This is a genomic window from Nocardioides sp. (assembly GCF_044226765.1).
Taxonomy (GTDB): domain Bacteria; phylum Actinomycetota; class Actinomycetes; order Propionibacteriales; family Nocardioidaceae; genus Nocardioides.
The window spans coordinates 746519-759323 of record NZ_JBGAGJ010000001.1 but is presented as its reverse complement, the minus strand read 5'-3'; the positions used below and the strand labels follow the sequence as shown (position 1 = coordinate 759323).

The window sequence follows — 12805 nt, the reverse complement described above, 5'->3', positions numbered from 1 at the left end:
TCCGGAAGGTCCAACCACGGTGAACACGTACCCCGAGCCGGTGATTCCCGTGCGTCGAGATCCTCTCAGGCCGCGTGTGCCCCGCGCGGGCGCGGGTCGTGGGCCGGCCGGCGGGCCAGCGCGAGCCCTCCGGCGGCCGCGGCGAGCAGCCCGACCCCGACCAGGAGGACCTCCCGGCCCAGGCTGTCGCCCAGGAGCGCGACGAGGGAGGCGACCAGGGCGAGGAAGCAGACGGCGACCAGCACCCGCAGCCAGGTCGCGGTGCGGCTGACCATCGCTGCCCCGGCCGCCAGGACGGCCGCGGCGAGCAGCAGTCCACCGAGCCAGGCGAGTGGCCCGACCCAGGCTCCGGCGACCCAGCACAGCCCACCGGCCACAGCAGCGAGCGCCACGGCTGAACGCATCGCGTTCTCCTTCCGAGATCGGTCCCTCTCGGGATCGACTGAGCCCCCGTGACGACGAGACAGTGTGCCACCTGAGTTGACCGGTCGACCAGGATGGCGCCATGGAGCAGACCCGCACCGCCGTCGTGACCGGGGCGAGCAGCGGCATCGGCGCCGCGACCGCCCGCCACCTGGCCCGCGAGGGCTTCCACGTCTTCTGCGCGGCCCGGCGCAGCGACCGCATCGAGGCGCTCGCCGCCGAGATCGGGGGCACGCCGGTGACCTGCGACGTCACCGACCCCGACTCGGTCGCCGCGCTGGCCGACGTCGTCGGCGACCGGCTCGACGTGCTGGTCAACAACGCCGGGGGCGCCTTCGGCTCGGCCCCCGTCGCGCAGGCCGACGCCGACGAGTGGCGGCGGATGTACGAGGTCAACGTCCTGGGGCTGATGGAGGTGACCAAGGCGCTGCTGCCCGCACTGCTGGCCAGCGGCGCCGGGGCGATCCTCAACGTCGGATCGACCGCCGGGCGGATCGCCTACGAGGGCGGCGCCGGCTACACCGCCGCCAAGCACGGCACCCAGGTCGTCACCGAGACCCTCCGCCTCGAGCTCTGGGACCAGCCGGTGCGGGTGATGGAGGTGGTGCCGGGGATGGTGCGCACCGAGGAGTTCTCGCTGGTCCGGTTCGGCGGCGACCAGGCGAAGGCCGACGCCGTGTACGCCGGCGTGGCCGAGCCGCTCACCGCCGACGACGTCGCCGATGCGATCACCTGGATGGTCACCCGCCCGTCGTACGTCAACATCGACGAGCTTGTCATCCGCCCCCGCGCCCAGGCCGCCCACCACAAGGTCCACCGCCAGGGCTGAGCCCGACCGGCCCCGGAGCTGTAATGCGGGGTTATGGTCGCTGCAGAGGCCGCATGCGGCTGCGGAAGCGGCCATAACCCCGCGTTACAGCTGCCGCGACCACAGACGGGTCGCACCCGGCCGGCGCGGCGGCCGATCTGACAGACTCCCGGCATGCAGACCATCGGACTCGTCGGCGGGATGAGCTGGGAGAGCAGCGCGGCGTACTACCAGGCGCTGAACCAGGGGGTCGAGCAGCGGCGGGGCGGGTTCTCCTCCGCGCGGACGGTGATGACGTCGGTCGACTTCGCCGAGGTCACGTCGCTGCAGGAGCAGGAGCGCTGGGACGACGTCGCCGAGGTGCTCGCCACCGCCGCCCGCGGGGTCCAGGCGGGCGGGGCGGACTTCCTGCTGCTGTGCACGACGACGTTCCACCGGGTGGCCGACCAGGTCGCCGACGCGGTCGGCATCCCGCTGCTCCACCTCGCCGACGTCGTCGCCGACGCCTGCCGGGCGCAGGGGGTCGAGCAGGTCGGGTTCCTCGGGACGACGTTCGCGATGTCGCGGTCCTTCTTCACCGACCGGATCGCCTCCCACGGCCTCACCGTGCACGTCCCGGCGACCGAGCACCACGAGACCCTCAACCGGGTCATCTACGACGAGCTCGTGCACGGCAAGGTGCTCGACTCCTCGCGCCGCACGGTCGTCTCGCTCATCGACGAGCTCTGGGACGCCGGCGCCGGCGGCGTGATCCTCGGCTGCACCGAGCTCGAGCTGCTGGTCCGCCAGGCCGACGCCGACATCCCGGTCTTCCCCTGCACCACCCTGCACGTCGAGGCCGCCCTCGACCGCGCCCTGGCCTGAGCCCCCGACAGGGATAGTCCCTGACGATCGAGTGGTCTGAAAGGCATCCTGACCACGCGATCGTCAGGGACTATCCCCCAGGACCAGCTCCACCAGCCGGGCCAGGTCGGGGGTGAGGTGCTGCTCGGGGACCCGGGCGCGAGCACCGCAGAGGTCGAGGTCGTAGACGTAGCGGTCGGGGTGCGGGTCGTCCGCGGGTACGGCGGCCAGGTCGACCCGCCCCACCAGCCAGGCAGCCTCGGCCGCCCGCGGGTCGTCGCCGTCGAGGTCCAGCTCGGCCCCGGTCCGCAGCCCCGCGAACCCGCCAGACCGCCGCACGGCCACCCGCCGGCCGGTGGCCACGCCGACGGCCGACCACGCCCGGCGTACGGCGTCCGCGTGGGTGCCCGCCGCCGCGACCGTCGCCGCGGCGAACCCCGCGAAGTCGGTGTCCGGTCCCACGTCGCCACCGGTGAGCGCGGCGTACCAGATCCGCCCGGCACCGTCCCACGACGTGCCGCCGATCCCGACCGCGGCGAGCTGGAAGGCCCGGTTGGGGATCCCGGAGTTGATGTGCACGCCCCCGTCGTCGTCACTGGTCTCGACGTAGTCGGCGAGGGTGCCGACCTGCGGGTCCTGGCCCAGCAGCGGGTCGTCGTACGCCGTGCCGGGCGCGGCCATGTCGCGCAGCGCCCGCGCCCGGATCCCGGGCACGAACAGCCCCGCGCCGATCAGCCAGTCCGCCTCCTCGGCGGTCTGCCCGAGCAGCCGCTGCTTGAGGCAGGAGGCGAACACGTCGGACATCGACTCGTTGAGCGCCCCCGGCTGGTCCTGGTAGCGCAGCCCCGCGGTGTGCTCGGTGACCGCGTGGGTCAGCTCGTGGCCGAGCACGTCCACCGGCCGGGTGAACCGCCCGAACACCTTCTCGTCGCCGTCGCCGAAGACCAGCTGGGTGCCGTTCCAGAAGGCGTTGTCGTAGTCCTGCCCGTAGTGCACCGACAGCGTCACCGGCGCGCCGTGGCCGTCGTACGACGAGCGGCCGTAGACCTCCGCGAACAGCGCGAGCGCCCCGGTGATCCCGTCGGCGGCCTCGTCGACCGCCGGGTCGCCGGACGGGGGCTGGCCTGCCGCGCGCGCCGGCGCGCCCGGCAGGTCGGTGCCGTGGGCCGCGGTGTGCACCCGCCACGCCGGCCCGCCCGGTGCGACGACCGAGCGGCCCTCGAGCAGCAGCGCCGACCGGCGCCCGCGGTGGACCTGGTCGACCACCAGCGACTGCGGCGCGATGCGGCGCAGGAGGTAGGGCGGGACGAATCGGCAGGTCTCCACGGGCCCGGTCTCCATGCGACCCAGTCTCACCCCCGCCGGATCACCACAAACGCATCCGCGCGGGCTGCCGGATCACGATGTCGTCGTGGTAGGTGTGCTCGTCGTTGTCGAAGGTGACGTAGACCGACCAGGAGAGCGGCAGGCCCGGGATCGAGTCCATCTGCCACGGGTAGATCGTGCAGCCGACCGAGACGTCGAAGGTCTGCCCACCGGCCATCGTCTCGTTGTTCGAGATCGTGAACCACCGCGCACCGGGCGGCGGGGTGATCGTCAGCTCGACCTCGGGGCTGGTCGTCTCGGCGGCGCCACCGTTGATCACCACGCCGGTGGTCTCCCCGCACGGCACCGAGCCCCGCGCGGGCGATCGGGCCGCGCCCCGTCCGGCCGCGTTGCTCGCCACCACCAGGCAGCGCAGCGCGTGGTCGGTGTCGGCGGAGGTCTGGGTGTAGGTGATGCCGGTCGCGATGGTCACGCCGTCGCGCTGCCAGACCACGGCGTAGCCGGTGGGCGCGCCCGACCAGCTGCCGACGTCACAGGTGAGCTGCAGGCCCTCGCCCGACGTCCCGGTGATCGACGGCAGCGTGAGCACGTCCGGTGCACCCCCGGGTGCCGCCGGGACGGTCTTGCCGGTGGAGGGGACCGACACGCTGCCGGCGGTGTTGCGGGCGGTCACCTGGCAGGTCAGCGTCGATCCCTGGTCGTCGGACAGGACGACGTACCGGCTGTCGTCGGTGTCCGCGATCGGGGTGCCGTCGCGGCGCCAGGAGTAGTGGTAGACCAGGTTCTGCCCCGACCAGCTGCCCTTGTCGCAGGTGAGCGCGGTGCCGACCGTCCCGGGTCCGCTGAGGCTCGGGGGCGTGTTGTTGCTCGGCGGGCTGGCGTCGAGGACGTCGACCGGCGCCGACGTGGCCGTGGCGGTGCCGTAGCTGTTGCTCGCGACCACGGTGCACCGCAGGGCGGCGCCGACGTCGCCGGCCTGCACGACGTACGTCGTGGAGGTGCTGCCGAGCACGGTGCTGTTGCGGCGCCAGCTGTAGGCGAACGAGGTCGGCGACCCGTTCCAGCTGCCGTTGACGCAGGTCAGGGTCTGGCCGACCGCGGGGGTGCCGGTGATCTTCGGGAGCGTCGCCCCCGCCGTCGGCGCCTCGCCCGACGGCGAGGTGATCGTCACCGCGGCGGTGGGCACCGGGGTGCTGCCGGTGTCGTCGGTGGCGGTGACGGTGCAGACGAACGACGCGCCGACGTCGCCGCCGACCACGGAGTAGGTCGACCCGGCGCCGACCGCGGTGCCGTTGCGGCGCCACACGTAGGAGTAGCTGATGGTCCCCGTGCCCGACCAGCCGCCCGGGTTGCAGGTCAGCACCTGGCCGGGCTCCGGCGTCCCGGAGATCCACGGCGCCGTCGTGTTGGACGGACCGTCGCCGGGCACGGTCACCGGGTCGCTCTCGATGGTCCGGCTGCCGGAGCCGTTGGCGCCGGTGACCAGGCAGGTCAGCTGGTGGCCGCGGTCGGCCGACGTGACGACGTACGTCGCGGACGTGGCACCGATCCCGGCACCGTCTCGCCGCCAGGCGTAGCTGTAGGAGATCGACCCGGACGGGCCGCCGCCCCCGTTCCACGTCCCCTTGTTGCAGGTGAGCGTGCTGCCGACGGCCGGGGCGCCGGTGATGAACGGCGGCTCGCTGTTCGTCGGCCCGCTCCCCCCGCCGCCGACGTCGACGCCCTCGGAGGTCGCCCAGGTGCTGCCGTTGAGGTCGACGGCGGTGACCCGGCAGGTCAGCCGTGCACCCTCGTCGGCGTCGACGACCAGGTAGGTCGACCTGGTCGCCCCGGAGATCGGGCTGCCGTCGCGTCGCCAGGAGTAGCTGTAGGAGATCGTGCCCCCGCTGGTCTGCCAGCTGCCCCGGTGGCAGGTGAGGGTGTTGCCGACCTCCGGGGTGCCGGTGATGCTCGGGAGCGCCTCGTTGTTCGGGCCGTCGCCGGTGCCACCACCCCCGCCGTTGCCGGGGTAGACCGTGCGGCCCCAGTAGGAGTAGCCGCCCGTGCTCCACCGCTGCACCCGGCTGTTGTTGGTGTCGAGGACGAAGTAGTTGCCGGACAGTCCGCCGCCGTCCTGGGTGTGCTGCGCCAGTGCCCCCGGGGCGCGCAGGCGGCCGACCTTGCTGCTGCCGTGCGGCGGGTGCCCCAGGGTGCGGTAGAGCGAGTACTTGTAGTTGGTGTTGACCAGGTAGAGCGCGTTGTTGGCCATGTCGGTCACGGTCAGCTGGCCGTGCCGGTCGACCACGACGCCCCCGGGCGCGGGACGCAGCCCGCCGCGCGGCCGCTTGAGCGTGTAGCGGCTGGCCGGCTGGGAGCTGTTGCGCAGGGTGTCGGCGCGGAACGCGAGCACCTGGCCGCGGTCGGGCACCGCGACGTAGACGAACGCCGGACGGCCGGACTGCGCGACGCCGTACGCCACTCCGCGCGGGCGGCCGGACAGGCGCACCGTGGCCAGCAGCGCCCCGCCGGTGCTGTAGACCGACAGCGTGCTGGTGCAGCGGTTGGCGACGAAGACCCGGCCGTCGGCGACGGTGATGCCGCCGTAGCGGGTGGGCACCGCGGTGCTCGAGCAGGTGACGACCGGGTCGTGCGCGAAGTGCCGGAGCACCCGGCCACCCGGGGTGAGCAGCGAGACGCTGGTGCCGTAGTCGACCCAGATGTCGCCCGACTGGTTGACGAACAGGCCGTCCACGGGGTCGACCCGGTCGAGCCGGACCCCGCCCTGCCGGTGGCCCGCGGCGTTGACCCGCTGCAGCACGCCGCCGGTGGCGAACCCGACGTACGTCGTGCCGCTCGGCGCCAGGCCGATGGCGGTCGGACGGGTGGAGGCTGCGGCCGCCTCCGGTGGGGTCGCCACGGTCGCGGTCCCGAGCCCCGCGAGGATCATGGCAAGGCCGACCAGGCGGCCCACGGATGAACGGGCGCGCACGGCGCGAGCCTAGTCGGGACCGCCGTCGCTCTCTGCGGGATGGGGGGTGGTCTGGACCGCCTCCCTCGCGGGATCAGCCGCGGGGTCAGCCGGCGTCCGGCGCCCGGTCGGGCGGGAACCCGCCGGTCGCGACCGGGCCCCACCGCTCCACCGTGATCCGCAGCAGCGTCTTGCCCTGCCGACGCATCGCCGCGCGGTAGTCGTCCCAGTCCGGGTGCTCGCCGGCGATGCACCGGAAGTACTCCACCAGGCCGTCCTCGGCCTCCTGGCTCGGCATGTCGAGCACCTCGGCCGTGCCGTCGACCTGCACCCAGGCGTCGTCCCACTCGTCGGAGAGCACGAGCACGCTCGCCCGGGGGTCGCGGCGCAGGTTGGCGGCCTTGGCGCGGTCGGGGTAGGTGGAGATGACGATCCGGCCGTCCCCGTCGACCCCGCCGGTCACCGGCGAGACCTGCGGCCGGCCGTCGGAGCGGGTGGTGACCAGCACCAGGTGGTGGCGGGTGCGCACGAAGTCGAGCAGCTGCTCGCGGTCGACCCGGTCGTTCGTCGCGATCCTCGGCATGCTCCCCAGCCTAGGTGGGCGGCTCCAGGGGGCCCCGGAGCCTCAGATCCCGGTGAGGTGGTACCAGCCGCTCACGTTGCCGGCCCGGTCCTTGACCCGGAAGTAGCTGATCCACCCGCTGTCCCAGGACACGATGTCCTTGCCCCAGCGCACGGTCTGGTTGCTGGTCGGCGAGCGGCCGTAGGTGACCGTGGCGATGCCGGTGCCCTGGTCGGTCGCGCTGATCTTCACCACCCACCCGTGCCGCGGGTTGCTCCAGTGCGCGCTCACGCGGTGGATCACCGGCGCGGCCGAGTCGAGCACGATGCTGTCCGACGCACCCCCGGCCGACCCCGCGCCGGGGAACCGCACGCGCACCGTCTTCGGCGTCCGGCTCGACTGCTTCGGCAGCGTCCAGGCGTAGCGGCAGCTGCGGGTGAGCACCTTGGTGTCGTAGTGGGCGAACGAGTCGTTGGAGATCTGCACCGTGGTCGCGCCGGCCGGTGCGCGGACGGTCAGCACGACGTAGGGGTCGTGGGCGTAGCGCGCGCCGCCGTCGATGCGCACCGACGGGCTGCCGCGACACGTCCGCACCGGCGGCACCGGCCCGCCCGGCACCGTCACCGCGGCGCTGCTGGCCGGGCCGCTCGCGCCCGCCGCGTTGTGGGCGGTCACCACGCAGGTCAGGTCGGTGCCCGCGTCGCCGGCCACGACGTCGTACGCCGGGTCGGTGGCGCCGTCGATCGTCACGCCGTCGCGCTGCCACACCCGGGTGTACGACGTCGGCGCTCCGCTCCACGAGCCGTTGCTGCACGTGAGCGTCTCGCCGACGTCCACGGTGCCGCTGATGACCGGGCGCGCGGTGTTGACCGGCGCCCCGGGGTCGCCGGGCACGGTGGTGTCGGTCATCCACCGGGTGGTGCCGTCGTTGGTCCAGCGCTGGACCCGGCCGTTGCCGGTGTCGGCCACCCAGTAGTTGCTGCCGACGTCCGGCGCCCCGACCGCCCGCGGGTGGTCGAGGTGGCCCAGGGTCGAGCCGGGCCGGGGCGGGTGGCCCAGGGTCCGGTAGAAGCCGTAGCCCTGGTTGCCGTTGTAGAGGTAGAGCGCGTTGTTGGCGGAGTCCAGCACCGCCACCTGCCCCCGCTCGTCGGCCACGACGCCGGCCGGCACCGGGCGGGCGTAGCCCGTGCCACGCTGCACCCGCAGGGTCCGCACCGGCCGCGAGCCGGAGCCCAGCGAGCCGAGGTTGTAGACCTGCACGACCGCCTGGTCCGGCACGGTCACGTAGAGCCGGGCCGGGATCCCCTCGTACGCCGGCGCGACGTCCACCCCGCGCGGGTAGCCGCTCCCGGGGAGGTCGACGGCCGCCTGCAGGACGCCGCTCATCGAGTAGACCTCGACGTCCCCGCGACACCGGCCGGCGACGTAGATCCGCGAGGAGGTGACCGCGATGCCGCCGTACCGCGCCGGGTTGTGGGCGGCGTCGGCCGGGCAGGCGTGCTGCGGGGAGTGCGCGAAGTGCTTGAGCAGGGTGCCGTCGGGGGCGAGCTCGGAGACACTGTCGCCGTAGTCGACCCACACGTCGCCGTCCGCGTCGACGGCGAGCCCGTCGACCGGCGCGTCCTGGTCGAGAGTGAGCGACCCGTCGACCCCGCCGTCACCGTCGAGGCGCAGCAGCCGGCCGCCGGAGGCGAAGCCGACGTACGCCGTGCCGTCGTCGCCGACCCCGACCGCGATCGGCCGCCCGGCACTGACCGCGGCCGCCGGGGAGGAGGGCAGCACGAGCAGGGCGCTCGCGACCAGCGTCGCGGCGACCCCCCATGTCGGCGCCCCCCGAGACAAGGCATGCCGCAGCCTGCCCCCCATGCCCTCGAGGGTACTCGCCGATGCGGGCCGGGACCCAGCTCACGACTAGACTCGACCCTCGTGCCTACCTCCGCCCGCAGCGACCTGCGCAACGTCGCGATCGTCGCCCACGTCGACCACGGCAAGACCACCCTGGTCGACGCGATGCTCCGCCAGGCCGGTGCGTTCACCGAGCACCAGGCCGAGAGCGTCGCCGACCGGGTGATGGACTCCGGTGACCTCGAGCGCGAGAAGGGCATCACGATCCTCGCGAAGAACACCGCGATCCACTACACCGGTCCGTCCGCCCGCGAGGCCGGCGTCGACAGCATGACGATCAACATCATCGACACCCCCGGGCACGCCGACTTCGGCGGCGAGGTCGAGCGCGGACTGTCGATGGTCGACGGCATCGTGCTGCTGGTCGACGCCTCGGAGGGCCCGCTGCCGCAGACCCGGTTCGTGCTGCGCAAGGCGCTGAACGCCGACATGCCGGTCGTGCTGGTCGTCAACAAGGTCGACCGCGGCGACGCCCGCATCGAGGAGGTCGTGGACGAGACCTACGAGCTCTTCATGGACCTGCTCGACGACAGCCACAGCCAGGACGCCCTGGACTTCCCGGTCGTCTACGCCTCCGGCAAGGCCGGCATCGCGTCGCTGGAGCAGCCGGAGAACGGGCAGCTGCCCGACGGCACCGACCTCGAGCCGCTGTTCCGCACGATCCTCGACACGATCCCGGCGCCGACGTACGACGAGGGCGCGCCTCTCCAGGCACACGTCACCAACCTCGACGCGTCGCCGTTCCTCGGCCGCCTCGCGCTGCTGCGGATCAAGCAGGGCACGCTGAAGAAGGGCCAAACCGTCGCGTGGATCCGCCGCGACGGCGAGAAGAAGAACGTGCGCATCACCGAGCTGCTCGTCACCGAGGGCCTGGAGCGCAAGCCCGGCGAGTCGGCCGGGCCGGGCGACATCGTCGCGGTCGCGGGCATCCCGGAGATCACCATCGGCGAGACGCTGGCCGACGCGGAGAACCCGGTCGCGCTGCCGCTGATCCACGTCGACGAGCCGGCGATCTCGATGACGATCGGCACCAACACCTCGCCGCTGGTCGGCAAGGGCGGCAAGGGCCACAAGGTGACCGCGCGGCTGGTCAAGGACCGGCTGGACGCCGAGCTGGTCGGCAACGTGTCGCTGCGGGTGCTCCCGACCGAGCGCCCCGACGCGTGGGAGGTGCAGGGCCGCGGCGAGCTGGCGCTGGCGATCCTGGTCGAGCAGATGCGGCGCGAGGGCTACGAGCTGACCGTCGGCAAGCCGCAGGTGGTCACCCGCGAGATCGACGGCAAGGTGCACGAGCCGGTCGAGCGGCTGACCATCGACGCGCCGGAGGAGTACCTCGGCACCATCACCGAGCTGCTAGCCACCCGCAAGGGCCGGATGGAGCAGATGACCAACCACGGCACCGGCTGGGTGCGGATGGAGTTCCTGGTCCCGGCGCGGGGCCTGATCGGCTTCCGCACCGAGTTCCTCACCGACACCCGCGGCACCGGCATCGCCCACCACATCTCCGAGGGCTACGAGCCGTGGGCCGGCGAGATCCGCTCGCGCGCCTCCGGCTCGCTGGTCGCCGACCGCTCGGGGGCGGCGACGGCGTACGCGATGACCTCCCTGCAGGAGCGCGGCGTGATGTTCGTCGAGCCCGCGACCGAGGTCTACGAGGGCATGATCGTCGGCGAGAACTCCCGCGCCGACGACATGGACGTCAACATCACCAAGGAGAAGCAGCAGACCAACATCCGGTCCGCCACCTCCGACAACTTCGAGAAGCTGGTCCCCCCGCGGAAGCTGTCGCTCGAGCAGTGCCTGGAGTTCTGCCGCGAGGACGAGTGCGTCGAGGTCACCCCCGAGACCGTCCGGATCCGCAAGGTCGTCCTCGACCAGAACGAGCGCGCCAAGATCGCCTCTCGCGCCCGCAAGGCGCGGTAGGCGTCTGCAGGCTGCTGGCCGGCTGGGACGTCATACGATCTGGCTGCCCCGGCGACCGCCTCGTACGACGTCCGGGGTGGCCGCCCGGACGTCATACGACCTGGCTGCCCCGGCGACCACCTCGTATGACGTCCGGGGGGGCCGGGTACGACCAGCACATGGCTGAGTTCACGAAGGGCGACAAGGTCACCTGGCAGAGCCACGGCGGGACGGCCGAGGGCGAGGTGGTCCGCAAGATCACCAGCGACACCGAGGCGGCCGGCCGGACCGTGCGCGCGTCGCAGGACGAGCCGCAGTACCTCGTCCGCAGCGACCAGAGCGGCGGCGAGGCCGTGCACAAGCCCGAGGCGCTGACCAGGAAGCGCTAGGCGCCGAGCAGCCGCTCCCGCTCGGCGGTCAGCCGGGCCAGCGTGGCCGCGACCGCGCGGTCCTCCTCGGCGAGCCGGACGCGCACCTCGTGGACCAGCCGCGCCGCCCGGTCGGTGCGCTCGGCGGCCTCGGAGATCCGCGACTTCACCGCCCAGTCGCTGAAGATGTTGTCGAACCACACGTCGAAGGTCCGGGTCAGCCCGTCGACCTGCAGCCCGTCGACGGTGCTGCGCAGGCCGACGTCGGCGAGCTCGCGGGCCAGCCGCCGCAGCGCGCCGTCGGCCTGGTGCAGCGCCTGCTGGGTGGCGTCCATCCGGTCGTACTTCATCATGTCGGTCATCAGGCCGCCGCCGAAGAACGTGTCGTACGTCGCCCAGCCGCCTGCCGACCCGAGCGACTGCTGAGCCACCCCGAGGAGCCGCGCGGCCTCCGCCGCGGCCCCCGCGGCCTCGGCCACCTCGGTGCGCTGCGCCGTCGCCGCCGCCACCTCGCCGGACAGCCGCTGCAGCTGCCCGCCGACCTCGGGGTCGGAGGCGCGCAGCCAGTCCTCCATCGCCGCCAGCGCCCGCTGCCGGCGCGCGGCCACGTCCCCCAGCGCGGCGAGCGCGGCCTCGGCCGACGCCACCTCCGCCTGCGCGGCCGCCAGCTCGGCCTCGGCCCGCGCGACGGCGTACTCCGCCGCCTGCTGCTCGGCCCGCTCGCGGTCGAGGTCGGTGTCCCGGCTGCCGCGCAGCGCGGCCCAGATCCGGGTCGGGCTGAAGGACTCCAGCGCCGCGACGTCGGCGGTCTCGTCCGCGAGCACCGCCCGCGCCGCGGCCACCCCCCGGGACGCAGTGGTCTCGGCCTCCCGCGCCCGCCCCAGCCGGGCGCTCAGCCGGCCGTGGTCGGCGACGGCGGTCAGGGCGGCGTCGAGCTCGCCGCGCACCTGTCGCGCCTGACTCCCTGATTCCCGATCATCCGAGGTCACCGGGACACCCTAGGCACCCCTCACCCGCTAAAGGTGAGGCGGGCGGCGAGCGCGGGGGCGACACTGCCCTTCGTGAGCGTCCCCGTACGCCGGCTGCCGGAGGACGCGGCAGCGGCCCTGACCGCGGTCGACCTGGTGGTCGGCGTGGTCGCCGTGTCCGCGGCGGTGGCGACGCGGGCCGCGCGGACGCTGCGGGTCGACGGCCTGGTCGCGCGCGCGGCGGCGCCGTTCCTCGCGACCGGCGCGGTGATCCGCGGCCGGATCGTGCGCGAGGTCGACGCCTGGGCGCCCGGCCTGGTCGACCTCGCCGTGCGGCGGTACGTCGACCTCGACGGACTGGTCGCCACCGTCGACCTGGACGCGGTGGCCCAGCGCCTCGACGTCGAGGCGGTCATCGAGACCGTCGACCTCGACGAGGTCGCCAAGCGCATCGACATCGAGCAGATCCTCGACCGGCTCGACCTCACCGAGACCGTCACCACCCGGGTGGACCTGAAGCGGATCATCGACGAGGTGCTGGCGAGCATGGACCTGCCCGCCCTGGTCGAGGAGGTCATGGACGAGATCGACCTGCCGGAGATCATCCGCGGCTCGACCGGCACGATGGCCTCCGACACGGTGCAGACCGTGCGCCTGCAGGGCGTCAACGCCGACGAGGCCGTCGCCCGGGTCGTCGACCGGATGCTGCTGCGCCGCAAGCGCGCGCGGCCCGCGCCGGGCGGGACGGCCTGA

General features: G+C 73.6%; 11 protein-coding genes. 5 read left to right on the top strand and 6 right to left on the bottom strand.

Annotation, left to right across the window (positions count from 1 at the left end; translation table 11 throughout):
- Positions 1 to 65 precede the first annotated feature (65 nt).
- Entirely contained in the window at positions 66 to 404 is a 339-nt protein-coding gene (locus ACILRH_RS03640) for a hypothetical protein (protein ID WP_395690838.1), read from the bottom strand.
- 101 nt (positions 405 to 505) lie between these two features.
- On the opposite strand from ACILRH_RS03640, the gene ACILRH_RS03635 reads away from it, so the two are divergent.
- Positions 506 to 1252 carry an SDR family NAD(P)-dependent oxidoreductase gene (locus ACILRH_RS03635; RefSeq protein WP_395690837.1) on the top strand — a complete coding sequence of 249 codons (747 nt, stop codon included), beginning with the start codon at positions 506 to 508 and terminating at the stop codon, positions 1250 to 1252.
- Positions 1253 to 1405: 153 nt separating this feature from the next.
- Entirely contained in the window at positions 1406 to 2095 is a 690-nt protein-coding gene (locus ACILRH_RS03630) for an aspartate/glutamate racemase family protein (RefSeq protein WP_395690836.1), read from the top strand.
- Between the two features lie 63 nt (positions 2096 to 2158).
- Here the strand turns inward: ACILRH_RS03630 and ACILRH_RS03625 are convergent, their stop codons facing one another.
- The 4 genes from ACILRH_RS03625 to ACILRH_RS03610 form a co-directional block, all read right to left on the bottom strand.
- A complete protein-coding gene (locus ACILRH_RS03625; RefSeq protein WP_395690835.1) occupies positions 2159 to 3415 on the bottom strand; it encodes a protealysin inhibitor emfourin in 1257 nt (418 codons plus the stop codon).
- Between the two features lie 25 nt (positions 3416 to 3440).
- Positions 3441 to 6368: a hypothetical protein gene (locus ACILRH_RS03620; protein WP_395690833.1), complete on the bottom strand. Its 2928-nt coding sequence runs from the start codon at positions 6366 to 6368 to the stop codon at positions 3441 to 3443.
- An 85-nt stretch (positions 6369 to 6453) separates the two neighbouring features.
- Positions 6454 to 6930, bottom strand: coding sequence for a PPOX class F420-dependent oxidoreductase (locus tag ACILRH_RS03615; protein ID WP_395690832.1), 477 nt, complete (start codon positions 6928 to 6930; stop codon positions 6454 to 6456).
- A 42-nt stretch (positions 6931 to 6972) separates the two neighbouring features.
- A complete protein-coding gene (locus ACILRH_RS03610) occupies positions 6973 to 8775 on the bottom strand; it encodes a hypothetical protein (protein WP_395690831.1) in 1803 nt (600 codons plus the stop codon).
- A 60-nt stretch (positions 8776 to 8835) separates the two neighbouring features.
- Here ACILRH_RS03610 and typA point away from each other — a divergent pair, with 60 nt between their 5' ends.
- Together typA and ACILRH_RS03600 are read left to right on the top strand one after the other, a co-directional pair.
- Entirely contained in the window at positions 8836 to 10737 is a 1902-nt protein-coding gene (typA, locus tag ACILRH_RS03605) for a translational GTPase TypA (RefSeq protein ID WP_395690830.1), read from the top strand.
- 158 nt (positions 10738 to 10895) lie between these two features.
- A complete protein-coding gene (locus ACILRH_RS03600) occupies positions 10896 to 11105 on the top strand; it encodes a DUF2945 domain-containing protein (RefSeq protein WP_395690829.1) in 210 nt (69 codons plus the stop codon).
- Here ACILRH_RS03600 and ACILRH_RS03595 read toward each other — a convergent pair.
- Entirely contained in the window at positions 11102 to 12031 is a 930-nt protein-coding gene (locus tag ACILRH_RS03595) for a hypothetical protein (protein ID WP_395690828.1), read from the bottom strand. The genes ACILRH_RS03600 and ACILRH_RS03595 overlap by 4 nt on opposite strands.
- Positions 12032 to 12145: 114 nt before the next feature.
- Here ACILRH_RS03595 and ACILRH_RS03590 point away from each other — a divergent pair, with 114 nt between their 5' ends.
- Complete coding sequence (locus ACILRH_RS03590; RefSeq protein WP_395690826.1) at positions 12146 to 12805, top strand: hypothetical protein; 660 nt, start codon at positions 12146 to 12148, stop codon at positions 12803 to 12805.